The 26210-nt window shown below is 36.5% G+C and carries 25 protein-coding genes; 6 read left to right on the top strand and 19 right to left on the bottom strand.

Annotation, left to right across the window (positions count from 1 at the left end; genetic code table 11):
• Position 1 precedes the first annotated feature (1 nt).
• Both BN3004_RS04400 and cysS read right to left on the bottom strand, forming a co-directional pair.
• On the bottom strand, positions 2 to 418 hold the full coding sequence (locus BN3004_RS04400) for a Mini-ribonuclease 3 (RefSeq protein ID WP_058260018.1): 417 nt from the start codon (positions 416 to 418) through the stop codon (positions 2 to 4).
• Positions 403 to 1815, bottom strand: coding sequence for a cysteine--tRNA ligase (gene cysS / locus BN3004_RS04395; protein WP_489884270.1), 1413 nt, complete (start codon positions 1813 to 1815; stop codon positions 403 to 405). The genes BN3004_RS04400 and cysS overlap by 16 nt, the downstream gene beginning before the upstream one ends.
• A 169-nt stretch (positions 1816 to 1984) precedes the next feature.
• On the opposite strand from cysS, the gene BN3004_RS04390 reads away from it, so the two are divergent.
• The 3 genes from BN3004_RS04390 to BN3004_RS04380 all read left to right on the top strand — a co-directional run bounded on the left by BN3004_RS04390 (position 1985) and on the right by BN3004_RS04380 (position 5895).
• The gene (locus BN3004_RS04390) at positions 1985 to 2557 is read left to right on the top strand and encodes a TetR/AcrR family transcriptional regulator (RefSeq protein WP_058260017.1); all 573 of its coding nucleotides are present in this window, start codon (positions 1985 to 1987) and stop codon (positions 2555 to 2557) included.
• A 199-nt stretch (positions 2558 to 2756) separates the two neighbouring features.
• Positions 2757 to 4553, top strand: a complete 1797-nt coding sequence (locus tag BN3004_RS04385) for an oleate hydratase (protein WP_058260016.1) — start codon at positions 2757 to 2759, stop codon at positions 4551 to 4553.
• 166 nt (positions 4554 to 4719) lie between these two features.
• Positions 4720 to 5895, top strand: coding sequence for an ISL3 family transposase (locus tag BN3004_RS04380; protein ID WP_058259271.1), 1176 nt, complete (start codon positions 4720 to 4722; stop codon positions 5893 to 5895).
• A 214-nt stretch (positions 5896 to 6109) separates the two neighbouring features.
• Here BN3004_RS04380 and BN3004_RS04375 read toward each other — a convergent pair whose 3' ends face one another.
• Genes BN3004_RS04375 through BN3004_RS04330 form a run of 10 tightly spaced genes read right to left on the bottom strand, consistent with a single transcriptional unit; the run spans position 6110 to position 14738 of the window.
• Positions 6110 to 6874: an EFR1 family ferrodoxin gene (locus BN3004_RS04375; RefSeq protein ID WP_058260015.1), complete on the bottom strand. Its 765-nt coding sequence runs from the start codon at positions 6872 to 6874 to the stop codon at positions 6110 to 6112.
• A 36-nt stretch (positions 6875 to 6910) separates the two neighbouring features.
• Positions 6911 to 7828, bottom strand: coding sequence for an alpha/beta hydrolase (locus BN3004_RS04370; RefSeq protein ID WP_058260014.1), 918 nt, complete (start codon positions 7826 to 7828; stop codon positions 6911 to 6913).
• Positions 7829 to 7849: 21 nt separating this feature from the next.
• Positions 7850 to 9199 carry a 23S rRNA (uracil(1939)-C(5))-methyltransferase RlmD gene (rlmD, locus tag BN3004_RS04365; protein WP_082244081.1) on the bottom strand — a complete coding sequence of 450 codons (1350 nt, stop codon included), beginning with the start codon at positions 9197 to 9199 and terminating at the stop codon, positions 7850 to 7852.
• Positions 9189 to 10304 (bottom strand): MGDG synthase family glycosyltransferase, encoded by a 1116-nt coding sequence (locus BN3004_RS04360; RefSeq protein ID WP_058260013.1) that lies wholly within the window; start codon positions 10302 to 10304, stop codon positions 9189 to 9191. The genes rlmD and BN3004_RS04360 overlap by 11 nt, the downstream gene beginning before the upstream one ends.
• Positions 10305 to 10319: 15 nt before the next feature.
• Positions 10320 to 11693: a magnesium transporter gene (gene mgtE / locus BN3004_RS04355; RefSeq protein ID WP_058260012.1), complete on the bottom strand. Its 1374-nt coding sequence runs from the start codon at positions 11691 to 11693 to the stop codon at positions 10320 to 10322.
• A gap of 34 nt (positions 11694 to 11727) precedes the next feature.
• Complete coding sequence (gene ftcD / locus BN3004_RS04350; RefSeq protein WP_058260011.1) at positions 11728 to 12609, bottom strand: glutamate formimidoyltransferase; 882 nt, start codon at positions 12607 to 12609, stop codon at positions 11728 to 11730.
• 9 nt (positions 12610 to 12618) lie between these two features.
• Positions 12619 to 12861: an acyl-ACP thioesterase domain-containing protein gene (locus BN3004_RS04345; protein WP_278315532.1), complete on the bottom strand. Its 243-nt coding sequence runs from the start codon at positions 12859 to 12861 to the stop codon at positions 12619 to 12621.
• 39 nt (positions 12862 to 12900) lie between these two features.
• Entirely contained in the window at positions 12901 to 13269 is a 369-nt protein-coding gene (locus BN3004_RS04340) for a hypothetical protein (RefSeq protein ID WP_058260009.1), read from the bottom strand.
• 40 nt (positions 13270 to 13309) lie between these two features.
• Positions 13310 to 13495 (bottom strand): DUF1858 domain-containing protein, encoded by a 186-nt coding sequence (locus BN3004_RS04335; RefSeq protein ID WP_058260008.1) that lies wholly within the window; start codon positions 13493 to 13495, stop codon positions 13310 to 13312.
• A gap of 46 nt (positions 13496 to 13541) precedes the next feature.
• Positions 13542 to 14738 carry an FprA family A-type flavoprotein gene (locus BN3004_RS04330; RefSeq protein ID WP_058260007.1) on the bottom strand — a complete coding sequence of 399 codons (1197 nt, stop codon included), beginning with the start codon at positions 14736 to 14738 and terminating at the stop codon, positions 13542 to 13544.
• Between the two features lie 130 nt (positions 14739 to 14868).
• Between BN3004_RS04330 and BN3004_RS04325 the strand changes: the two genes are divergently transcribed.
• Genes BN3004_RS04325 through BN3004_RS04315 form a run of 3 tightly spaced genes read left to right on the top strand, consistent with a single transcriptional unit; the run spans position 14869 to position 18206 of the window.
• Positions 14869 to 15576, top strand: coding sequence for an aspartate/glutamate racemase family protein (locus BN3004_RS04325; RefSeq protein WP_058260006.1), 708 nt, complete (start codon positions 14869 to 14871; stop codon positions 15574 to 15576).
• A 1-nt stretch (position 15577) separates the two neighbouring features.
• Positions 15578 to 17017, top strand: coding sequence for a UDP-N-acetylmuramoyl-L-alanyl-D-glutamate--2,6-diaminopimelate ligase (locus BN3004_RS04320; protein ID WP_058260005.1), 1440 nt, complete (start codon positions 15578 to 15580; stop codon positions 17015 to 17017).
• Positions 17010 to 18206: a D-alanyl-D-alanine carboxypeptidase family protein gene (locus BN3004_RS04315; protein WP_058260004.1), complete on the top strand. Its 1197-nt coding sequence runs from the start codon at positions 17010 to 17012 to the stop codon at positions 18204 to 18206. Before BN3004_RS04320 ends, BN3004_RS04315 begins: the two co-directional genes overlap by 8 nt.
• Before the next feature lie 42 nt (positions 18207 to 18248).
• Here the strand turns inward: BN3004_RS04315 and BN3004_RS04310 are convergent, their stop codons facing one another.
• From BN3004_RS04310 to BN3004_RS04280, 7 genes are all read right to left on the bottom strand, one after another.
• Complete coding sequence (locus BN3004_RS04310) at positions 18249 to 18695, bottom strand: VanZ family protein (protein ID WP_058260003.1); 447 nt, start codon at positions 18693 to 18695, stop codon at positions 18249 to 18251.
• Between the two features lie 85 nt (positions 18696 to 18780).
• Positions 18781 to 19800 carry an ABC transporter ATP-binding protein gene (locus BN3004_RS04305; protein ID WP_058260002.1) on the bottom strand — a complete coding sequence of 340 codons (1020 nt, stop codon included), beginning with the start codon at positions 19798 to 19800 and terminating at the stop codon, positions 18781 to 18783.
• Positions 19800 to 20828: an ABC transporter ATP-binding protein gene (locus BN3004_RS04300; RefSeq protein WP_058260001.1), complete on the bottom strand. Its 1029-nt coding sequence runs from the start codon at positions 20826 to 20828 to the stop codon at positions 19800 to 19802. The genes BN3004_RS04305 and BN3004_RS04300 overlap by 1 nt, the downstream gene beginning before the upstream one ends.
• 10 nt (positions 20829 to 20838) lie before the next feature.
• A complete protein-coding gene (locus tag BN3004_RS04295; protein ID WP_058260000.1) occupies positions 20839 to 21771 on the bottom strand; it encodes an ABC transporter permease in 933 nt (310 codons plus the stop codon).
• 13 nt (positions 21772 to 21784) lie between these two features.
• Complete coding sequence (locus BN3004_RS04290) at positions 21785 to 22714, bottom strand: ABC transporter permease (protein ID WP_058259999.1); 930 nt, start codon at positions 22712 to 22714, stop codon at positions 21785 to 21787.
• Between the two features lie 79 nt (positions 22715 to 22793).
• Positions 22794 to 24593, bottom strand: coding sequence for a peptide ABC transporter substrate-binding protein (locus tag BN3004_RS04285; protein ID WP_058259998.1), 1800 nt, complete (start codon positions 24591 to 24593; stop codon positions 22794 to 22796).
• Positions 24594 to 24763: 170 nt separating this feature from the next.
• Positions 24764 to 26200, bottom strand: coding sequence for a 4-alpha-glucanotransferase (locus tag BN3004_RS04280; protein ID WP_058259997.1), 1437 nt, complete (start codon positions 26198 to 26200; stop codon positions 24764 to 24766).
• Positions 26201 to 26210: the final 10 nt, after the last annotated feature.

Genomic DNA, 26210 nt, shown 5'->3' with positions numbered 1-26210 from the left:
TTTAATCCTCCAAACATAGTTTAACTAGATCCAGTAGTCTAGTGTATTCTTTCTTCAAAAATAGATATGCAATGAGAGCTTCAAAGCCTGTTGACACCTTGTATGCACTGTTGTCTGTATTCTTTGGTGCCTTATGTGACTTATGGTTTCTGGCTCTTTTAAAGACATAAAGTTCGTCCTCGGTAAGATGGTCCTTGATTTTCTCAAAAGCATCTCTTTGTGCATAAGCGCTTACATACTTTGTCGATAGCTTTTGCAGCTCATGCGCCTTTAGCGGCTCTTTCGCGATGTAGTATCTAACGAAGAGCTCGTAGACAGCGTCGCCAATGTAGGCAAGCCTTATTGGGCTCATCTCATTAATTTCAGCATCACTGTAGTTAATACCGAAAAGCTCGGTTATATCTAGATCCTTTCCCATCTTTGTCCGTCTTTGCTATCTATAATCTTTATGCCCATGGCTAGTAAATCGTCCCTAATCTTGTCAGCCTTGGCATAATCTTTATTTGCTCTTGCTTCATTTCTCTCGTCTATCATCTTTTTAATCTTTTCTTCGTCTTCGCCAAGTGATTCTTCTTCATCGCCAGCTTTCATCACTGCTTCACTATCATCAAGGCCAAGAACTTTTAGTAAATCATTTAATTTATCTTCGATATATTTTGCGCTTTCATAATCATCGTCTTCAAGCTTATTAATTATCTTAACAATATTGAAAATGCATGTAAGTGCGTCAGCTGTATTAAAATCATCACTCATAGCGTCTATAAAACCAGCTACTTCATTGTCAACGTCTTTGACGATCTCATCTGAAGCTTTTTTGCCTGTATCTTTAATCGCTTCAAGTCTCTTAAGAGCGTTGTGTATCCTCTTAACCGAGTTTTTTGCTCCGTCCATGCCTTCTTTAGTAAAGTTCATTGGCTTTCTATAATGAGTTGACAAGATAAAAAATCTTACCGTATCCTTGTCATAATCGTCAAGCAAATCCTTAAGCAAAATGAAATTACCTAGTGATTTACTCATCTTTTTGCCATCAACATTAACCATGCCATTGTGTAGCCAATACTTTGCGAATGGCTTTCCTGTTAGAGCCTCACTTTGTTGAATTTCATTCTCATGATGAGGAAACTCTAGGTCGCTGCCGCCTGCATGTATATCAAGCGTATCTCCTAAGATTGCCCTACTCATAGCCGAGCACTCAATGTGCCAGCCAGGTCTACCTTCGGACCATGGTGATGCCCAGTGCGGTTCATTTGGCTTAGCTTTCTTCCATAGAGCAAAGTCCAAAGGGTTTTTCTTCTTTTCATTTATATCAACTCTTAAACCTGAGATAAGGTCGTCGATATTCTTCTTAGAAAGTTTTCCGTAGTCCTTCGCCTTAGTAGTGTCAAAGTAAACATCGCCATCTGACTCGTATGCAGCGCCCTTATCAACAAGCGCCTTGACAAAGTCTATGATCTCGTCCATATGTTCAGTCGCTCTTGGATTTATATTATCATAGTCATAAATACCAAGCCTACCCGCAACATCTTTGAAGCGCTCGATGTACTTTTCAGCCACTTCGTTCGAAGTGATACCGCTTTCGTTCGCTTTATTAATTATCTTATCGTCTACGTCAGTGAAGTTAAAAACATACTTTACGTCGTAGCCCATGAATATCAAAAATCTTCTAACTGTATCAAATACAACTAAAGGTCTGGCATTGCCTACATGTATGTCGTTATAAACAGTAGGACCACAACAATAAAAGTTCACCTTAGTATCGTTTATAGGTTTGAAATCTTCTACTAATCCACTTAGTGTGTTGTGTAATCTAATCATAATTGCCTCCTTATATAATAATATAATTATTTTATCATAAATACGGCTTTAAGTCAATGACTTCGGTAGCATTAAGAGTGAGTAGCTTACACTATGTTTATGGTCTTTGCGATATAAAATAATATACTTTGGGTAAAAATTATTATAGATATATAAGGGGGTGTTATACTTGGCTAAGCAATATACAAAAAATTTAATTAAAAGAGAGTTTTTACTATTAGCAGAAGAGAAAAGCTTAAAAAATATAACTATAGCTGAACTCGCTGATAGATGTGAAATCAACAGAAACACTTTCTACTACCATTATGAAGACATATACATGCTCATAAAAGAGATACTTAACGATGAACTCGCTAAGGTTGATGAAGAGTTCAACTACACAAACTCATGGGAGAATAGCCTTTTGCAAGCAGTTGGCTTTATATTAAATAATAAAAAGGCAACGCTAAATATATTTAAGTCCATTGACAAAGCTGAGCTTGATAATTACCTATTCAAAGTTTGTGAATCGGTAATGAGTAAATATGTAGAGAATGAAGTAAAGACTAAAAACATTAATGCTAAGGATGCAGATAAAGAGCTCATAATAAACTTTTATAGAGCAGCTCTAGTTGGTCTACTCGATAAGTGGATACAAGACGGGATGAAAGAGTCACCTGAATACATTATCACTAGGATAGGTTCTCTTTTTGATGGCAACATAGAAAGGTCTTTAAGAATAAGTGAAAAACTAGACAAATAAAATAAATTGTTTAAAAAATGTGTAAAGATATATTAAAATACAAAATTTACACATTTTTTTATTTTATATAAACCTTAGTCAAAAGCAATCAATAGGTCAAAGCTTAGTCATCAAATGCCGTTTAACCAGTGATTTACACATTTATACAGGGTATGATATTAATACAAGAAAAATAAAAGTATTAAATGGAGGTAAAATTATGGAAATTAAAACTTTTGACGAAAGACTTAAACTTGGTAACGGTGACTACGACAGACTAGTCAACTCAAGAAAACCAAAGGGAATTGAAAACAAGAGGGCTTATATTGTAGGCACAGGAATCGCAGGACTAAGTGCTGCTGGATTTTTAATTAAAGATGCTAAGATGGATCCATCTAAGATTACTTTCTTAGAAAAGGATGACATCGCAGGCGGTGCTCTTGATGGTAAAGTAATTAATGAGCTTGGTTATGTAGCAAGAGGCGGACGTGAAACTGGTCATCACTTCGAGTGCTTGTGGGACTTATTTAGTGTAGTTCCTTCAAGAGAAGATCCAAATATGTCCGTACTTGACGACTTATACTACACAAACCTTGATGACCCTAACTACAGTAACTGCAGAATTACAAAAAATCAAGGTGAAAGATATGATAACGCTAAATTTAATTTATCAAAAGACGTTATAAAAGAGATACTACATTTAGTTGCAACACCAGATAAGGAGCTAGAAGGAGTTTCTGTTGAAGAAGTTTTCTCCGAAGAATTCTTAGAAAGCGATTTCTGGACTTACTATAGAACAATGTTTGCTTTCGAAAATTGGCATTCAGTACTAGAATTAAAATTATATGTGAACAGATTTATACATCACGTAGGAGGACTTCCTGATTTATCTGCACTACAATTCACAAGATATGACCAATATGAATCGCTAGTTGTCCCTCTAATGAAGTGGCTTAAAGATAAAGGAGTTAAAACAGAATACAACTATAACGTTATCGATGTAGACTTTGAAATTAGTGATACAAAGAAAGTGGCTAAGAAGATAGTTGCAGTTGACACTAAAACTGGCGAAGACAAATCTATAAACCTTAATGAAGACGATTTACTATTCATCACAACTGGATCTATAGTTGAAGCATCTGTTTATGGTAGCAACGATACACCTGCTATAAAAGAAGAAAATACAGAAGAAAGCTTTAGACTATGGAAAAATATTGCTAAAAAGTCAGATGACTTTGGTAAGCCAGAAGTATTTGCTTCAGATGTTGACAAAACTAACTGGGAATCAGCAACTGTAACTGTTAAGAGTAAAGAGATAGCAAAATACATTGAAAATATCACTAAGAGAAGCCCATATACAGGTAAAGTTGTTACTGGCGGTATCGTTACTTGTCTTGACTCAAGCTGGCTAATGAGCTGGACTATCAACAGGCAAGGCCAATACATCGGTCAACCCGAAGATGAAATTGCAGTTTGGGTTTACTCGTTATTTACTGACAAAGAAGGCGACTACATCAAAAAGACTATGCACGAATGCACTGGTGAAGAAATAGCTAAAGAGTGGTTATACCACATAGGCGTTCCTGTTAGTGATATTGATAGACTTGCTAAAGAAACAAAAACCATCCCAGTATTTATGCCATATATCACAGCACAATTCATGCCAAGAAGCTTTGGCGACAGACCTTATGTAGTTCCAAAGAACGCAGTTAACTTTGCCTTCCTTGGTCAATTCGTGGAAACACTTGACAATCCTGGTCGTGACACAGTATTTACTACTGAATACTCAGGTAGATGCGCTATGGAAGCTGTTTATGTACTAACAGGCGTTGAAAAGAAAGTTCCCGAAGTGTTCGCTTCAAGATATGACGTAAGATATATGCTTGCCGCTGTAAGCGCACTAAACGATGGAGAAAAACCAGATATTGATGTGCCATTTACTAAGAAAATGCTAGCTAAGAAGCTTATCAATGGCACCGAAGTAGAGGAAATGCTTAAAGAATACAATCTTATATAGACTGCGCTCATAAGAAGAAGAGCTGCGAAATATTTGGCTGTATAATATCTATTGGGGAGTAAAACCTCAATAGATATTTTTTTGATAAAATTACAAAAAAAAGTTGCACTTGCACACATTTTATCCTATACTTAAAATACCACTACAACATAGGAGGTGTGTACAAGTGCAAGAATATAATACCATAAATTTGCTAGCTTGTAAAGATGTAGTTGTTAACAATTTTAAAGAAGGTGAAAATGTAGTAGTTATAGAAGCACAGACAAAAAAGTTAAAAAGCTGCCCATACTGTGGTTCTAAACATATCTGGGTTCATGATCACAGAACTCAAAAGATAAAAGATACACAGATGCATGGTAAAAAATGCATAATAAACCTAAGAAAAACTAGGTACAACTGTAAGTGCTGCGGGAAAAGAATTGATAGCAAAACAGAACTAGTAGCAAAGAAAATGACCATGACAAAAAGACTAGTAGCATCCATAGCTAGAGAGTTTAGAGAACTTTACTCAATAAAGTCAATATCAAGAAGATACTCAGTAAGCACATCAACAGTTACAAGAGTCCTATCTTACCTATCAGTAGAGAGAAAAAGTCTTCCAAAAGTACTTTTAATAGACGAGTTTAAAGGCGACAGCGGTTCATACAAGTATCAATGCTCACTTCTAGATGGCATAACACATGAAATCATAGACATAGTTAAAAGTAGGCAAGAAAATATTTTGTTTGAATACTTTAAAAACATACCAAAAGAAGAAAGAGAAAATGTAAAGATATTTGTTAGCGATATGTCAAAAACATTTAAAAACGTTAAAAACGCATACTTTAAAAACGCAGTACACATAGCAGACAAATATCACTTCGTAAGACAAGTCTCTTGGAGCTTAGAAAACGTAAGAAAGAGAATACAAAAAGATACATCAGCAGAAATGAGAATATACCTAAAAAGAAGTAAAAGCATACTTACAAAACCAATGCCAAAACTTAATGATGATCAAAAGCGAGAAGCAGCTCTAATGCTAGAGATAAGCGAAGAGCTAAGACTAGCATATGGCTTAAAAGAATCCTTCTATCAAGAAGTTCTAGTGCAGAAAAACAAAGAACAAGCACAATACAAGGTAAACGCATGGATAGACATATGTAAAAAATCAAAACTTAAAGAGTTTAAATCATGTATAACAGCCTTTACAAACTGGTCTGATGAAATTACAAACTCATTTGACTACAAACATTCAAATGGAGCACTAGAAGGAAAACATACAAAGATAAAGACACTAAAAAGAAACAGCTTTGGTATGAGAAACTTCGAGAGGTTCAGAAAAAGAATAATGCTTTTAGACTAAAATATATATATAAAACATCATAAAAACCTAATAAGCCTATATAGGTTTATTAGTCATGCAAAAATTACATAAATTTGTGTTATTTTAAGTATATAAATTAAAAACGTGCAAATGTTAGTTTTAACATAAAAAGAGAGACTTAAATCAATAAGTCTCCCCAATATTTGACATAGAGCCAAATATTTCGCAGCTCTTCTTCTTATGCGTTGTTATTTTATTTTTTCTCTCTATACACTTTGCTTAATAAGTATCTCTCCTTGCCAATGGTCTTCTTGCCATACTCAATCGCGCCTGTCGGGCACTTCGCGATGCATGATGCGCAGTGAGTGCAGCTTCCGTTCCAAACTGGGTAACCGTCTTTGTAAGTAATGTTATTTAAAACGCAATTCTTAGCACAAAGACCGCAGTTAATACACTTATCAGTATAATAAAATTTCTTGTCGCTCACTATGAACTTAAAGAAAAACTTATTAACAAGACTCGACTGAACTTTTCCAGCAAAGCCACACTTCACTTCAGAAAACGCTTTTCTCTCTTTGATAATGGCAGCCGCTTTAGTAATTTTATCATTTGCTTCATCGATAAGCTTTCTATTATGCACATCAGAATCTAAATTAAAGAGCATCAAATAATTTTCTGGCATTTTTATGCCATAAAGACCCTTGAACTTTAGTCCAAGCTTTTTAGTATTTTCTCTAATGTATTTTTCTGCATTGCCACATGAGTCACCATAGTTTAAGATTACGTAGATCTCTTTCGATCCAGTAAAAGTGCAGCCTAATAAATACTCCGACAAAAATCTTGGCACGCGCCAGCTATATGTTGGCGCGACTAAGACGAAGGGCTTTTCTGAGTGAAAAGTCTCAGCCTTGCCATTCTTTATATATGTGAATAGATTTAGCGCTTCGTCGTCCAATGCTTCTGACAATTTTTTCGCTATGTATTCACTATTACCTGTTCCTGAAAAATATAGTATCATATCTGCTCCTATCTTTTAACTTATTTATCCTTGCGATTAATTTTGACTAATATTATCAGCTTGTAAAAAGTTTAAAACATCTTCATAGATTATTTCTTTATCTTTTTCATTAAGTATTTCATGTCTCATGCCCTTATAAAGTTTGCTTTTAATGTTATTATATCCAAGACTATTTAAAAATCTTTCTAAACCCTTAAACTTTTCTTTGCCTTGAATAACAGGATCATCCTCGCCTGCTATTAAAAAGATAGGGAGATTTTTATTCTTTGGCTGCCAATCTCTAGGCTCATAGGCTGTTTTTAAGAGTTTAAATAGATTCAAAAAACCATTCGTAGTAAAAGTAAAGCCGCAAAGCGGATCTTGCTTATATGCCTCTATTGTGTCTGGATTAGCGCAAACCCAATCTGCTGCTCCATCAAAGCCTTTACTGTAAGTACCAAGAGACAAAGCATTCAAAAATCTATTCGGCTTATATTTGCCATGAAAAATGCTAGAAATTTTTGCTAAGAATATAGCAAAGCCTGCAAATTTATTTTCTGTCGGCGGCCCACAAAGCACTATGCGGTCAATATGATCTTCATACTCTTTTAAATAATTTCTCGAAACAAGCGTCCCCATGCTGTGACTAAATATAGATTTTTTTAGTGAAGGATATTTATTTTCTAAATGCTCTGTAATTTGAAAAACATCATCAACAATAACAGAGCTATCATCTGTGTAAAAATACCCTAAGTGAGACGGATCCTTCACGCTCGCTCCATGGCCTCTATGGTCATGAATTGCGCAGATGTAGCCATTTTGAGCTAAGTAATTCATAAAATCGTAGTATCTTTCTTTATGCTCCGACATTCCATGAACTAGCTGAACAATGCCAATAGGCTCTCCTTTTGGCTCGCCTATTGCTAGCTCAAGCTCTAAGCCATCTCGTTTTGATTTAAGTTTCTCAATTATCATAAATATCACCTACAATACATTTTATTCTCTTGCTAATAAGGCTAGGGCTTCGGCATGGCTTGTCTTAGGAAAGTTATCAAATACTTCCACTAGCTTTATCTTGTAGCCTGCCTCTATAAATTCTTTCAAGTCGTTTACATGCGTTTTTGGGTTACATGAGACGTAAATTATCTTTTCCGCCTTATAATCAATTAGCTTCTTTAAGGCTTTTGGATGAACTCCCTCGCGCGGTGGATCTATAACGATGGCGTCTGGTCTTTCCTCTACCTCATCTATAACTTTCAAAACATCTCCATTAATTACTTCTACATTAGCTATTGCATTTAATTTGCATGTTAGACGCGCCTTTTTAGATGCTTCTTCAACTATTTCTATCGAATAAACTTTTTTCGCCTTCTTCGCAAGTATCTGTGCTATGGTTCCTGTGCCTGAATATAAATCAAATAGCACGTCCATGCTCTCCTCTGCTAGTAACTCTTGAATACGGCTATACATTCTCTCAACTGCTCTTGAATTAGTTTGGAAGAATGAAAATGGTCCTATCTTGAACTTTAGTCCAAGAAGCTCTTCGTCTATATCTTCCTTGCCATAAACAAGAATTAATTCATCTGCTTGAACCACGTCTGATACACCGTCATTTTTTGTATGGTAAATGGATTTTACTTCACCATCCAAATTTAGCTCAAGAAGCATTTTAACAAAGTCATCTTGCACTTCATAGTCTGATGTCGTTACTAAGTTGATTAAAATCTCTTTAGTGAAGTAGGCTTTTCTAATTACTAGGTGCCTTAGAGTGCCCTCGTGTAGCTTCTTATGATAATAAGTTATGCCTTTTGACTTGAAGTACTCAAGTACCGCTACTCTTAACTTTGTAAAATCATTATGGACTATATTGCAATCGTCTGTTTCGACTACTTCGTAGAAGCGTTTCTTCTTGTGTAGACCAAGACTTAAGGTCCTCCACTCGTCGCCTCTATCGGAAAAAGTATACTCCATTTTATTTCTATAGCCGTCTATTTCTAGTGATGGATGAAAAATCATTTCCCCATCAAATACTTCACTATATAATTTTGCAAGCATATCCTTTTTTATCTTAGTCTCATCCTCGTAAAGAAGTGTTTGATAAAGACAGCCGCCACAGTCCTTATAATGAGCGCATGGAGAGCCGTTCTCAAGTGGACTATCTTCAAGCCTTTTTATAACGTCACAATAATAAACGCCATTTTTCTTTCTCTTCGTTCTTATACGAAGCTTGCGTCCCTTTATCTCGTTTTTCACTACATATTTTTTATCTTCATAAAAAGCAAAAGCAAGGTTTGGATACTCTTGCTCTTGCATAATTAAATCTAATTCTTCTCTTTTATTTCTCAAGTTCTTTCACCATAAAATCTATAAGTTTCTTTGCTGGGTCGTCCTTATAATTTTGTTCCAAGCTTCTAAGGATATTGCCCCTAACAGCTTCGTTGTTCATAAAAGTGTTAAGCGCTTCGACCTCGCGATAAGTCTTTGATGAAGCAAGTATAAGCTGATGATTTGTCAAAAATTCAACGTTTCTTGCCTCTTGTCCTTGAATCGGATCGACAACTATCATCGGTAAGCCTTTTGCGATGCACTCACTTGTAGTAAGTCCGCCTGGCTTTGTAACTATGATGTCTGCTGCACTATAGTACTCTTCAATATTTGATACGAAGCCCACTATCTTTATATGGTGCTTTAAAGACATCTTCTCAATCTTCTTTAGAAGCGTCTTTCTCTTTCCTAAAAAGACTACTACTTGAAAATCGTTTGGCAGCTTATCTATCCTCTTAAGTGCCTTGTCAACTCTAACGTGACTCATCGAGCCGCTCATTAGTAAGACTGTTTCTTTGTTTTCATCAAGTCCAAGTTTCCTTCTCATCTCTTTTTTATCAAGATGCTCGAAAAACTTCTTGTGTATAGGTATGCCAAAGTGAAGAGCCTTTCTTAGTGGTATCTCTTTTCTTTGCATTTGTATCTCAAGGTCTTCATGAGGCGTAACTAAGTAATCAAGTCCAGTACTGTCCTCCCAGAATGGATGTACAGTAAAATCAGTAATTATCCCAACAGTCAGTCCATCATAAAAACCATCTTCAACGATGTCGCTTAAAAGGTTACCTGCAAAAACGTGTGTAGCTATGATGGCGTCAGGCTGAAACTCGTCTATGAATTTCTTTATCTCTACCGCTAGCATCTTTTGTGCTATCTTACGTGGCTGAGCACCGTTTGATTCTTGTATCTTTTTATCTGCTGAATCATAGCTTGCTCCATAAAGACTTGGGAAATAGTTTATGCTCATATTGTAAAAACCATTGGCAAAGTCTTTAAGCCAATCGCCATTGATCTGGCAAATGTCTACGATATGGCTTTCTATGCCGCGGCTTTTAAACTCATTATCTAAACTTCTTGCTACTGAATTGTGTCCTTCACCTGCAGTAGCTGTCAATATAATAGTTTTCAAATCATTCTCCTTAATCTATATACCTAACATCAATCTTGCTACGGCAAAGTAAACAAGAAGTGATGTTGCGTCTACTATAGTCGTGATTATTGGCGACGCCATGATGGCTGGGTCAAGTTTAACTTTCTTCGCGCCAATTGGAAGAAGTCCGCCGACTATTTTAGCTAGCATAACTGTAAACATAACTGAGATGGATACAGTTACGGCTATCTTTGGATCTTGCTCTGGATGAAGTAGTCTTATACGTCCAAAGTTAACTATCGCTAAAACTACGCCAACCATGATTGATACTTGAAATTCTTTCCATAAAACTTTAAATGCGTCTTTTGGCTCTATCTCGCCAACTGCAAGTCCACGAATTACTAGTGTGGCACTTTGGCTACCTGCGTTTCCGCCTGTGTCCATAAGCATCGGAATGAAGATTAGTAGGGCTGGTATCGCCGCTATGTAATCTTCAAAGCGTTGTAAAATTGAACCTGTTAATGTCGCTGACACCATTAAGAACAGTAGCCACGCTATCCTGTGTTTTGCTAGTGTAATGGCTGGTGTATCTAAGTACTCTTCTTCGGATGGACTTAAGGCAGCCATCTTTTGGAAGTCTTCTGTTGCTTCTTGTTCAATGATGTCGATAACGTCGTCAACTGTGATGATACCGACGATTCTTTCTTCGTTATCAACAACGGGTACGGCAACAAAGTCATACTTTTGTATTACTCCTGCGACTACTTCTTGGTCTTCGTAAACATTGACATAAACAACATCTTTGTTCATTATATCTCCGATTACTGTATTGTCATCCGCAATTACTAACTCTCTTAGTGATACAATTCCTTCTAGCTTTCTATTGTCATCTACTACATATATAGTATAGATCGTCTCTCTTTGTAGGCCGACTTTTTTAAGCCTTTCCATGGCCTCTTTAACTATTAATGTCTTCTTAACCGAACAGTACTCGATGGTCATTATGCTTCCAGCTGAATCCTCTGGATAGTTTAAGAACTGATTTATTAATTTTCTTTCACTCGGACTGGACTTTTCAAGTATCTTGTCAACGATGTTAGCTGGCATCTCTTCAAGCATGTCAATCTTATCATCGAAGAAGATCTCTTTAAGGATGTACTCTACGTCCGCGTCAGTACTTGTCGCTATGATGTCTTGTTGCTGCTCGCTATCGAAGTATGTAAATACATCTACTGCTTTATCTTTAGGAAGGAGTCTGAAGATAACTGTCGCATCAGTTACCTCCAACTCGTCCAAAATTTCTGCTACATCGGCGGCATTCATATTCGAGAGCTTTTCAATCAGGGCTTTCGGCTTCTTTCCTTTGTATAAGTCTAATATTTCAATTTTGTCTTGTTCAAGCTCTGCTTCTCTTCTGTCATTGTCCATAATGAATACCTCCTTTTATAGTATTTTATAAATATTAGTTGTAGATTTGATCAGCTGTAAAGCCGTTTCCTAATCTAATGTAGAATCTTAATAATTCTTCTAGTGCATATGCTGGAACTGGTCCAACTAGTTCTGATGACTTAACTGTAACGCCATAGCTTTCTGCTTCGCTCTTGATAGTTTCAAAAACTCTATGGATAGGTGTCAATTCATAATTAACTAAGTTCATAGATACTTGAGTGCATTTTTGATCTTCGATAGGTAGAGCGATTGCTCTTACAGCTGTGTATCCACCAGTCTTTGCTCTAACTGATCTCATAACAGCTTTAGCGATATCCATATCTTCAGTATTTAGATAAACGTTAAAAGCGATTAGTGGGAATCTAGTTCCTGTAACTGTTGCTCCAAGCTTTGCGTTGAATTTTCTTTCGCCTTCGTCTGGAGTCCAGTTTTCAGCATCTTTAAGTCTTTCTTCAAGGCTTTCGTATTCGCCTTTTCTTAGCTTAACTAGTGATTTTCTGTCTTCTCTAGTAGCTGAGTCTTCATAGTAAAATACTGGAACGCCCTTTGAGCCAACATATTTACCAAATGCATGAACTACTTCGTTCATTTCATCAGTACTCATGTCCTTAACAGGTACCCAAGCTGCAACGTCAACAGCACCTTGTCTAGGGTGTGAGCCGTGTTGAGTAGTCATGTCGATTCTTTCAAATGCAACGTCAACAAGTCTCTTAGCTGCTTCTAAAGTGTCTTCAACACTACCTTTGAATGTGAATACACTTCTGTTGTGGTCAGCATCATAGTTAAGGTCAACCATAGTAACCTTGTTGTCCTTAAGAACTGCCGCCTTAATTTCTTCAATTGTATCAATATTTCTACCTTCAGAAACATTGATTTCTGCCATAATAGTCTTCATATTTACCTCCTAATACAAAACATTTGCGTATACTTTTATCTCGCTATCAGTGAAAAACCTAAAGTCTGCGCCGTCTTCATTTAGTCTGTATGCAATCTTTACGTCTTCACCTAGCAAGCACTGCTTTTGATACTTTATCTTTAAATCCTTAATTCTCTTATCACATAGTTTTGATACTTCTTCAACATAGACCCCGTTGTTGACATGCTTGTAGCCGTCAATGTAAGCCTCTTTAATCACAAAGTCAGTGATATTGTCACTGCCGTCGTAATAAGCGTCGCCAATATCTTCTTAATCAAAGATCTTAATTAAATCCTCTCCGAAATCGTCTGCCCTAACAGGTCTTAAGGTTTTTTTGTCAACATAGATGACCTCAACAGTCCCCTTGAATAGCATCAAATCATTTGCTTTAACAATGAATTGTCTATAAGAAAAAAATCTATCTACCTTAGTAGGCGTTGTATATATAGAAATATTTTCATAATCGGCATCATAGAAAGCATCTGTAAAATGCATATTCCACCTATATATCATCCAAGCGACTTTATCATCGCTGTAGCCATGTTTATATAGCTGCTCAAAACATGAGTCCCCCATCAAGAGAAATAGTTTTCTTATATCTTTTTCTTTGAAGGAAGCATCTTTTCTATATATTTCCATATTATCTCCTTATGTAAAGCCCTTATAAAAGGGCTCTTAATTACGCATTTAAAGCTGCCATCAAGTGTTCTAGGTCTAGGCCGTGTACTTGGCATGCTTCTTCAATTGATTCCATTTGGCTAGAAGGGCAACCAACGCATCCCATACCGTGTTCCATAAGGATATATGCTGCTTCTGGCTTTTCTCTTAATAGTTCACCTATTAACATATCTTTTGTTATTTCCATAATATCACCTCTCTTTTTATATACCCAAATCGGTTTAAATTATTTATTATTTATTTTCTAATTTATCAGCAACTTCATCTGCTATTTTACGAAGCACCATGTAATCATCTTTGCTTGGAGCACTCTTTGTTTCAACTGTAGTCTCAACTATATCCATAGCTGATGCGTCTCTAAACTCCTTAAGTGCCTTAAGTGCGCCGCCTGACCAGCTGTATGAGCCAAAGACAGCCACTACTCTGTTTTGTAATTTGTTCATCTTAAGAACATTGACAAGGTCACTCATAAGTGGGAATAAGTCGTTATTGTATGTGCATGAGCCAAGTATAAGAGCTTTGTATTCCCAGATTTCATTTAGGATGTAGGACTTGTGTGTCTTTGACACGTCAAACATCTTTATGTTCTTAACGCCTCTTTCAGCAAGTCTTCTTGCTATAGCCTCAGCCATCATCTCAGTGTTGCCATACATTGTTCCATAAACAATAACTGCACCGTCCTGTGTCTCTTGCTTAGACCACTTATCATAGCATTCTATAATCTTATCTGGATTTTCTCTCCAAACTGGTCCATGAACAGGACAAACCATGTTTATCTTAAAGCCTTCAAGCTTCTTAAGTGCAGCTTGGACTTGTTTTGAGAACTTTCCTACTATGTTTGAATAGTAGCGTCTTGTCTCAGACTTGTATAAATCCCAGTTTATTTCGTCGTCAAAGATAGTTCCATCAAGTGCGCCAAAGCCGCCGAATGCGTCTTGCGAGAATAGTATGCCGGACTTTTCTTCGTAGCTAACCATTGATTCTGGCCAATGCACCATAGGTGTCTTGACAAATTTAAGTGATACTTCGCCCAAGTCAAGAGTATCGAAGTCATCAACAAGGACTAGATTGTCCTTAACATCGTAGAAGTTTTCAAGAAGCTCAAATGTTTTCTTGTTACCTACTAGTTTAACATTTGGATATAGATCGATAATCGTTTCAATCGCACCAGAGTGGTCTGGCTCCATGTGATGTATAACTAAGTAGTCAAGGTCTCTTCCTTCAAGTACTTCTTTTAACTTAGTCACAAAGTCATCCACCTTTGTTATCTTTACTGTGTCAAGTAAGGCAGTCTTTGTTGACTTGATTACATATGAGTTGTATGAAACGCCTCTTTCAAGTGGCCATTGATTCTCAAATAGTTGAGTTTGTCTATCATTAACTCCGATGTAATACAAAAAATCATTTATCTTTACTGATAACGTGTTCATTAATATCACCCCAATTCATTATATAATAAAGGAAAGAATATTTCAAGCACTTTATAGTCAATATACTTGAAAAAACTATGGCTTCGTTATATAATATTGATATGAATTTTAAAAGAAATGTTGTGATTAAATGAATAAAGTATTAGGTATCATAGGTGGGCTTGGTCCAGCTGCTTCGGTTTACTTTCAAAATCTTCTTGTCAATATGACTAAAGCCGATTTAGATCAAGATCACTTAGACTACATCGTAACGAGCAGAGCATCAACTCCGGATAGAACGCTTTTCCTTACAGGCAAGAGCGATGAGAGTCCTCTACCTTACTTAATTGAGGACGCAAAAAAGCTTCAAGCTGCCGGCGCAAATGTCATTTGCATGGTGTGCAACACAAGTCACTACTTCTTCGATGAAGTCGCTTCATCTGTTGATGCGCACTTTGTTAATATGCTAGAAGAGTCAGTGAAGCTTGCCATAAGTAAGGGCAAAAAGTGCATTGGCCTTATGACTACAACCGGCACTATGAAGACTGAGCTCTATCCCAAAACTTGTGAAAAGCATGGCATAGACTATGTTGTCTTAGACGATGCTTGGCAAGAAAAGATTATGGAAATAATATATGGCGAGATAAAAGCTGGCAAAGAATGTAACATGGATCTCTTCCACTCAATCATTGACGAATACAAAAGATGCGGCTGTGACTGCGTTCTGCTTGGCTGCACAGAGCTTTCAACCATATATATAGACAAGGGCTTCGACAAAGACTTCTTCATAGACTCATCGACTGCTCTTGCAAAAAAATGCCTTGAACTATGCGGAAAAGAAATAAAAGAAGGATACTAATATGTTAGTAAAAGATATTATAAATGGACTTGAAATTATTAATGAAAATCATGATATAGAGGGCGTAGAGATTGATGACATCGTCTACAATAGTAAGTATGCACGCAAAGGCACTGTCTTCGTTGCACTTAGAGGCGCTCTTAGCGATGGCCACAAATACATTAGAGACGCATATGATAAGGGCGTTCGCGTTTTTATCGTAGAGGACTATAGCATGGCCAACGCTTATGGTGATGCTGCTTTTATAAAGGTTCTTGACACAAGAAAGGCACTTGCCATCATATCAAAAAACTTTTTTAATAAGCCTGATGAAGATATAAAGATGATTGCAATCACTGGAACTAAAGGCAAAACTACTACAGCAAACATCATATACGAAGCGCTTAAAAAGATGGGCGCAAGGCCTGGCATCATCGGCACCAATGGTGTTTTTTACGCAGGCAAAGAGGAAGCTGTTGATAATACTACGCCTGAGAGCTACGAAGTATACAGAATACTGAATAATATGCGTGAGGCGAAGATCACTCACTGCGTTTTAGAAGCTTCGTCCATCGGTCTTAAGATGAAAAGGCTCTATGGCATTAATTTTGACATCGGCGTCTTTACAAATATTTCGCACGACCACATAGGCGGCATCGAGCACCCAGACTTTGATGATTATTTTAGGAGCAAGATGCTACTAAAGAACGTTTCGAAAAAGTTTATATATAATAAAGACGATGAAAAGCTTAAAGAGGCCATAAGCAATGCGCTTAGCTTCTCTATTGACGAAGCGAGTGATTATAAAACTGAAAATATAATCGTTTCTGATGATATATTTAAAATACAAAGTGACTTTGATATAAATGGCAAAAGTTTTGAGGTAAAGAGCATTTCTTACTATGATATTTATAATTATCTAGCTGCCATCAGCGTGATGAAGGAGCTTGGCTATGGCTGGGACGAAATCATTAGCGCGGTTAAAAATATATCTATACGCGGCCGCTTTGAAGAGATCAATGTCCATGATAGGCTCTACATCATTGATTACGCTCACAATTACATCTCTTTAAAGTCAATACTTGAGACTGTGAATAAATTTAAGAAGAATAGAGTCATAACTGTGTTTGGCTCTGTCGGCGGAAGGAGCGAAAAAAGGCGTGAGGAGCTTGCTGAAGTAAGTGACGCGCTCGCTGACATAAGCATAGTTACATCCGATAATCCAAACTTTGAAGAACCGATGAAAATCTGTAATGAAATCGCTTCCTTTATCAAAGGAGTTCACTATACTGAGCCTGATAGAGCTAAGGCGATTGACTTGAGTTACGAAATTTCTGAGATAGGCGACATCATTGTCGTTGCTGGCAAGGGGCACGAAACTTATCAGCTAATTAAGGGCGAAAAGGTCCACTACTCTGACAAGGAGTGCATTTTGAAAATAAAGGAGGCGCATGATGCATAAGTTTAAACGAAGCATAATATTTTTGCTAATAGTTTTAATGCTAAGCACAAATCTAAGCTTTGCAAAAGATTTAGAAGTAAAAGATACGAGAGCATATATACTCTACAACGTTGAAACTGACTCCATCATAGCAAGCTCTGCAAACATTAATGAAGTAGTACCCATAGCCTCTGTATCAAAGCTAATGACTTTTTACATAGCTTTAAATAAATTAAAAAGCGGTGATATTCATGAGAGCGATGAAATTGAGATAAAAAGCGAAGACTGCTACCCTACTGGAAACAGATTGGGTATCAAGCCCGGTGAAAGATATACGCTTAAAAGAATGCTTGAAATAATGATGACAAACTCGTGTAATGATGTCACTGCAGCCATCGCAAGACACATCGCTGGAAGCGAAGCAGCTTTTGTAACTATGATGAATGAAAAGGCAAAGGAGCTTGGCTACAACGGCGCAGTATTTTATAATGCCCACGGCCTACCTCGCCTACCTGATCTTAAGCAAAACTCGATGTGCGCGAAGGACGTTTTAGATTTGTCGAAGAGGATAATCAAAGAACATCCAAACTATATTGACTACACGATAACAGTAGCGATTGATTACCCTGAGAAGGATTATCACGAAGAAAACACTAATCCGATTTTTGGTCGCGATGGCGTTACCGGACTTAAGACAGGAACAACAAGAGCCGCAGGCAACTGCTTTGTAGCGACTTTCCATAGTATAGGTGACGGCGTTAAAACTGAAGACAACGAATTTATCTTTGTAATGCTTGGAGCCAAAACTAAAGAGCTTCGCGTAGAAAATTCTGCTTATGTATATGAATATGCCTTAGATAATTATTCGAAAAAGATACTTCTTTCGAAAAAGGCTAGTAAAATCGCTAAATATGGCCTTGATGATTACAAGGAAGAAATGCTTGAGATAGAACCAAAAGAGGACTTCGTTCGCTCACTTAATAATGGCATTAACACCGAGACAAAATTTATTATGGACGCAGACCTTGACTATAGCCACGTTAAAGAAGGCGACGTGATTGGCGAATATAAAGTCTACATCGATAGTGAAGAAGTCTTCAAAACAGATGCCATCGCCATGAACAGCTTAACAAAGAAGACCATCTTCGATAGAATATATGAATTCTTTATGAATGTATGGAGCTTTGAAAAGCTAAATACAGCTGAATAATATTTGTATAAAGATAAATTAAGGTAGTTAGCAAATTGCTAACTACCTTTTTTGCGCCAATAGATTTATAATTAGACCAATTAATGATCCTATAAAATTTAATATTATATCGTCTACATCGAAAAATCCAATTTTGAATAATAATTGTATGCACTCAATTGAAAGTATTACAGATAAGCAAATTGCTAAAGTCTTAAATACATTTTTACTGTTCTTATTCGTAACAAAAAATCCTAAGGGTATAAAGACTAGAATGTTAGCTAGAATGTTTTTAAAAGCATAAGGCTCTGTAATATTACTTAGGTATGGAGATATGCTTCTAAATGGAATTATATTTATATTTCTTAAACCATCTTTTTCATTTTCTATTATGCTATTATGTAAGGATATGATTCTTTCAAAACTACCATCGAATTTTAAAACGACAAAGAGAATCAAAAAAGCAATATAGATATAAAATAATATTTTTATTAATTTTTTATTTTTCATTTCTTAGGCTCCTAATATTTTAAACTCCTAATATTTTAAAGGGGAAAGAAAATCTCTTCCCCCTTTAATCATATTCTTTATTGAATTATTTATTTCCTAAATCTTGTGTTACCTTTGCATCTTTTAAGTCTATCAAGCCGTTGTCATACAAGTGGCATGCGCAGAAGTGTTCAGGTTTTAACTCCTTAAGTTCAGGTTCAACTTTGTGGCAGATGTCCATAGCATATCTACATCTGTTAACAAATTTACATCCTGGTGGAGTGTTGATTGGTGAAGGCACTTCTCCTTCAAGCTTGATTCTGTTCTTTGCTGATCCTGCATGTGGGTCTGGTACTGGTATAGCACTCATCAAAGCTTGTGTATATGGATGAAGTGATGCTTCATAAATTTGTGAGCTTTCTGCAAGTTCAACGATTGATCCAAGATACATTACTGCGATTCTGTCAGAAATGTGCTTAACCATGGACAAGTCGTGTGAGATGAACATGTATGTTAAGCCAAGTTCGTCTTGTAGCTTGTTTAGTAGGTTAACGATTTGCGCTTGTATAGATACGTCTAGAGCTGAGATAGGTTCGTCGCAGACAATAAATGATGGTTCTACAGCAAGTGATCTTGCTATACCAACTCTTTGTCTTTGTCCACCTGAAAGCTCATGCGGGTATCTAAGAGCATGTTCCTTGTTTAGACCTACCTTGTCAAGTAATTCATTTATCTTAGCTTGTCTTTCTTCATGACTATAGTTGAAGTGAACATCCATACCTTCAGCAATGATGTCACCAACAGTGATTCTTGGGTCAAGTGATGCATATGGGTCTTGGAAGATGTATTGAGCATTTTTCTTGAAGTCAATAGCTTCCTTACCTCTAAGTGAGTGAATGTCTTTACCGTTAAATAAAGCTTCACCCTTAGTAGCTCTGTACATACCAAGAACTGTTCTACCACAAGTTGTCTTGCCGCAACCAGATTCACCTACAACGCCAAATGTTTCGCCCTTGTAGATATCAAAGCTAACATTATCAACAGCTTTAAGAGTTTTACCCTTGCCAACATTGAAGTGTTTACTTAAGTTTTTAACTTCTATAAGTTTTTCAGTAAATTTAGCCATTAATATGCTCCTCCTCTCATTGCATCCCAGTCAATATCTCCAGCTAATTCATGTTCTAGCCAGCACCAGTTGTGGTGTGTAGGAGATAGTTCAGTCTTAGGAGGGTGTACCTTTTTACAGATTTCCATCGCTCTAGAGCATCTAGCTGCAAATGGGCATCCTGGTAATGGTAATAATAGGTCTGGTGGTGTACCGCCTAAAGCTCTAAGCTCAACGTCTTTTGCGTGAACCTTTGGAATAGAGTTAAGTAGAGCCCATGTGTATGGGTGTCTTGCATTGTAGAAGATTTCATCTGTAGTTCCTTCTTCAACAATATCACCTGCATACATAACTTGAATTCTCTCAGCAAAGTTAGCTACAACGCCAAGGTCATGAGTTACAAGTATGATGGCTGTGTTTAATCTGTTCTTAAGGTCTTGTAATAAGTCAAGTATTTGTGCTTGAATGGTTACGTCAAGTGCTGTTGTTGGCTCGTCAGCTAAAAGAAGCTTTGGATTACATGAAAGTGCAATCGCAATCATAACCCTTTGTCTCATACCACCTGATAGTTCGTGTGGATATGATTTAAGTCTGTTCTTTGCTTCTGGTATTTGAACTAGTTCTAGTAAGTCAACAGCAACCTTGTCAGCTTCAGCGCCGCTTAATTGTCTGTGTATCTTTAATGCTTCTTTGATTTGGTCCCCTATACGCATAGTTGGGTTCAATGAAGTCATTGGGTCTTGGAATATCATAGATATATCATTACCTCTAAGGTCTGTTAATTCCTTGGAGTTCATAGCTAAGACATCCTTACCGTTAAATGTAATTTGTGATTCTTTCTTTATTTCACTACTGTCCTTTGGAAGTAGTCTCATTAGTGATTTTGCTGTAACGCTCTTTCCGCATCCACTTTCACCTACGAAAGCCAATGTTTCACCTGGATAAAGGTGGAAGTCTAAACCTCTAACTGCCTTTACTTCTCCAGCGTAAGTATGGAAAGAAACATTAAGATTTTTAACCTCTAATAGTTTTTCTCTATTGTTTTCCATCATTAGCCTCCTACTTTCTTAGTTTTGGATCAAGTGCGTCTCTAAGTCCATCACCTAATAGTGTGAAGCATAACATTGTTATAGCTATCATTAGTGATGGGAAGAACATTTGATGTGGCAAGTACATGAAAGTACTTGTCGCTTCAGAACACATAATACCCCAAGATGTTGCAGGTGATTGAAGACCTATACCTAAGTATGATAGGAAGGCTTCTGAGAATATAAATCCTGGAACGTCAAATGTAATACCTACTATAAGTATAGGCATTGCGTTTGGTATTAAGTGCTTAGTAATTATCTTCCAAGAGCTTACACCAAGTGTTTTTGCTGCAAGAACGTATTCTTGTGCTTTTATTCTTAGCACTTCAGCACGCACTATACGAGCTGTGCCTGTCCATCCTGTTATGGTTAGTGCTAGTAACAGTGTCCATATGTTTCTTGTTTCTAGTCTTATTTGTAGTACGATTACCACTAGTAGATATGGTAGTGAAGCTAGAATTTCTAGAATTCTCATCATTACGATATCAACTGCTCCACCAACATAGCCTGAGATAGCACCGTATAAAAGGCCTACAACTGTTGATATAAGCGCGCCTGCAAGACCAATGATTAGAGATGTTCTACCAGCGTAGAAAACTCTTGTAAATATATCACGTCCGGCATTATCAGTACCGAACCAAAATTGTGCATTAGGTGTAATGTCTTTTGTCTTTGCTTGAATTTTTGTAGGACTGTAGCTATTAAAATATGGTCCAAATATAATTAAAAATACAAGTAAGCCAAGCAAAACAAGTGCTAGCATAGCTACTTTATTTTCTTTTAATCTTCTCCATGCGTCTTGCCAAAAAGATATTGACGGTCTAGCAATAAGTTCTGCCTCTTCATTGTCTTTTGGTATCCTTTTGAACATCTCAGGAGTAAGTTTTAAATCTTTTTCTTCCATGTTTACCTCCTGATTAATCTTCTGATAACTTAATTCTTGGGTCAATTATTACATATAGAACGTCTACAACCAATGTAGCAACTATAAATAAGAATGCAAAGAATATTGTAGATGAAATTATCATCGGATAGTCTCTATCTTGAATAGATGTTACTAGGAAGAAACCTAAACCTGGTATAGAGAATATCTTTTCAATAACAAATGAACCAGCGAATATACCACCGATTTGTGGTCCAAGAATAGTTAGTGATGGAATAAATGCGTTTTTAAACACATGTTTTCTAATTATGTTAAATTCACTTACGCCCTTTGCTCTTGCAGTTAAGATATAGTCTGAATTAATAACTTCAAGTACTGAAGATCTCATATATCTTGCGTAAGTTGCTATAGTTCCAAAGCTTAGAGCTATAACAGGAAGAACTGCATTCTTAACTGTACCCCAACCCATAACTGGTAACCATCCTAATTTATTAGCAAATACATATTGAAGTAATGTTGCTAATACGAATGATGGTAGTACTATACCGATAATTGCAAGGAACATAACTAAGTAGTCAGGCCACTTACCTCTATTTAATGCAGCTATGATACCTAGTACCATACCTAATGTAAAACCTACAACTAAAGCTGTTCCTCCTAAAGCACCAGAGATAGGCGCTGTTGAGAAAATTCTATCCGCAATTTTTACACCTGGATATGTAATTGATTCGCCGAAGTCTCCTTGAGACATGTTTTTTAAAAACAATCCATATTGTTCGTACAACGGTTTATCCAAGCCATACTTTCTTTCAAAGTTAATTCTGATTTGTTCTGGTAGATTCTTTTGAACTCTTGCTGTCAAAGGGTCTCCAGGGATAGTATGCATTAGATAAAATGTTGCAGTAGTGATTATAAAAAGAGTAATGAATAAATAAATAACTCTTTTTACGATATACTTTATCATATTATCCTCCTAATTTCTGTTTATAAGCTAAGAAAAGGGGAAAAACCCCCTTTTCTTGTTTATAAATTGTTATTTCTAACTATTTTCTTCCACTTGTGAATATTCTTGACATACCCATAGTTGAGAAGTAACTATAGTTTGCATTTCTAACATATGATCTTCTGAATACTTGAGCAATTCTGTGAATTACTGGAGTAATAGCAGCATCATCATAAAGAGCAATCTTTTCTGCGTCATGAAGTAGTTGACAACGTTTTTTTGGATCTTGTTCAGTCTTAGCTTCGTCTAATAACTTATCAAATTCTTCATTCTTATATCCTGTTGGATATGCAGCTGTCTTTGAATGCATTGTTTCTAGGAAGTTAGATGGGTCGTTAAAATCTGCACCCCAAGCTAACCACGCTATATCCCAACCTTCGCCAGTTTGAACGATGTTGATGAATTGTGACCAGTCTTGGTTATCTACTTCAACTTTACATCCTAAAGCTTCTTCTAAGCATTGTTGTACAAATTCTCCAGAAGTTCTTCCTTCTTGAGATGTATCTGAACCCATAAGCTTGATAGTAATGCCTGATGGATCTCCTAAACCTGCTTCTTTAGCTCCTTCTGCAAATAAAGCCTTTGGATCTGGATTGTCTTCCATTAACTTAGATATCCAACCTTCTCCAAGTTTGTTAAATTCAAGACCTTGGCATGTTACAGCTGGTGGAACAAAGTCAAATGCAGCTGTTGGAACACCATTGTAGCAAGCGTCGATTAGACCTTGTCTATCTAAAGATATAGATATAGCTTTTCTAATCTTAGCGTTTACAGTGTTTGCACCTTCGTTGCAGTTAAACATGAAGTATGTTGTATCAGGGTTTGCTCTTACAGTGTTATAGTAATCAGGATTGTCTAAGAATTGGCCTTTCCACTTAGGATCGCCTACACCTGCGTAGTCGATTTGACCAGCTTTAAGTGCGTTGTAGATAGTGTTTGAGTCTTTGATTATAGATACTTTATATTTGCTTAATTTTACGTTATCTTTATCCCAGTAATTTTCATTCTTTACATAGTTTTGTTCTGAGTTGATAACCCAGTCATTTAGAATGAATGGTCCACATTGTGGAGCAGTTTCTGGACTAGTTGAATAAGTGTCACCATATTTTTCTACCCAATCTTTCTTTTGTGGGAAGAAAACTCTTGTAACAACTAAGTCGATGAAATAAGGTGTAGGTTCTGCTAGAGTTATTTCTAGAGTCTTATCATCTGTAGCTTTAACAGCAACTTTTGAGAAGTCAGGTTCTTCACCATCAGCTAATTTAGTAGTGTTAACTTCTTGAGCTCCCTTGATGTAGTATAATATGTTAGCGAATGGGCAAGCAGTTCTTGGGTCAACACCTCTAAGAATACCATATTCATAATCTTTTGCAGTTACTGGAGTGCCATCGTTCCACATATTTCCTTCTCTTACATGGAATGTGTAAGTAAGTCCATCTTCAGATACGTCCCAGCTTTCAGCTCCTGCTGGAAAATATTCAATAGAACCCATTTGTCCTTCAACGTCTTTGATTCTTACAAGAGGTTCAAGGATATTAAGTAAAATAGTGTTACCATACATATCGTCTCCCTTTGCAGGGTCTAATGTGTTTGGTTGTGCAGAGTCAAAAGTGTTCATGTATTGATCCGCATCAGGTTCACCATCAGTTGGCATTTGGTCAACTGATCCGTTTGCTGTAGCTAAATCAGTATCATCTTTACCTTCGTCTTTTCCTTCATCTGTTGTATTTTCAGCTGGCTTATCAGCATCTGTTGGCTCGTCAGCTGGTTTACAACTTGCTAGTACGCTTATAGCCATTACTAAAACTAGTAGTAAAGCTAAAAACTTTTTGCTTTTCATTTTAATTTCCTCCTTAAAATAAAATTAGTATCTACAATGACTATTATAAACTTTCTTATCAAAAAAGTCAAGTTTTTTGAACAATAATCAATAATAAAGCTCCAATATTGAACTTATAAATTCATATATCGGAGCCATGTGGTCGTCTATGTGCTTATATTTTATTTCGTCTATCGTGAGAATTGTATCATGTATTGCTTCAAAATCGTTTCAAGCTTAAGGCTTATTTCATTAATATCGACTTCCTTAGTCTTCTTTGTTAGCTCGTCCCTTAAATCCCAAAGAGCAATAATTACTTTAGAAGCGTTGGAGCTGTACATCCTTTCGATGATGTCGTAGTTATTGAAGTCCTTCTTCATCGTGTAGTCCTCTATCCTTAGCTTCATATCGCTCGATGAGTTTAAGTACTTACTTAGCTCTTTCATATCAAAGTCCGAGCTGTAGTATAAGCAAGTTTTGTCAACATTAAGCGGCAAGTTCTTCTCATCAGCATTTACATCAAAGGCGTCTTGTATAGTCCTTGACTCGATTATCCTATCGTCTTTCATTATCTTTCTAATGATTTTCGAATTGCATCTAATATAATCAGTAAATACTTTATTTACTACATCGATATCTTTCAATACAGAAAAAATTTCTTCTATCGGATTTTTATCCGCGCTTATAGTATCTAGATCCATGGTCTTCGCATCGACTTTGATTGTTGTCTCGTAGTCTTCAATATCGATTAATCTAATATAATCAAAAAGCTTTGCATAATAAGAATACTTTTCCTTTATATACTCATAGCCGTCGAAGGCGATGAAATCAAAACTATAAACCAGTCGTTTATCAATTTGATTTAAGTCCTTATCTTGTTCATACGCTTTTATAGCGTAGTTAAGCGGTCTTAGCTTTTTGTCGACTTCGAAGTAGTCCTTCATAGCCCACGCCTCTGAAGATATTTCATTAGCATAAAAAGGAACGTCGCACAAAATTTTTACGCCTAAGCCATTGGCATAATTTTTTAACTTAAGATACTGTCTATATAATAAGAACTGAACGAACTCTTGGAATTTCGCTTCTTCTTCGATTTCTTCATCAATATTATCCTTGTAAATGGCGATATCTATCTCTTCATCGGAAAATTCTTCAAAAACTTTCTTCTTATTATATATAGTCATGAATAAAGCGTAATCTTTTAGCCAATATTGATTTTCATTGATGAAGTCCTGGTAAATGGCCTCTTTCGTGAAGTCTTGGTAAGCTCTTTTATATACAAGGCGCAGCGCTTTTATCTTTTCAGCCTTGATTAGCTCTTTGTCGCGCGCTTCGAATTTTTTCTCTGCCTCTTCATCTAGCTTAAATATCTCTGCCGTGCTAAGTAGACCCATGTTGATGAACTCATCCAAATCCGCGTATATTGGGTCAAGGGCGAACTGAGAAATGTTTTTTTCGCTTCTTAAATCTCCGTCCATATACATGATTGGCTCGATATGCCAAATCTTTTGACCTGCTTTGTTTAAAAAATCAACCGCCTTCATGGCGTCTTTGAATGTGCCGTGCTTATATTTGCTCTTTAATATACTTATAGGTAAAAGTATGCCTGCTTCTCTAAGTGTATCCAAAAAATCACCT

The sequence above is a fragment of the Fenollaria timonensis genome, assembly GCF_001457835.1.
Classification (GTDB): Bacteria; Bacillota; Clostridia; order Tissierellales; family Peptoniphilaceae; genus Fenollaria; species Fenollaria timonensis.
Note: the sequence above shows the minus strand (reverse complement) of the source record. Positions and strands in the feature narration are given on the sequence as shown.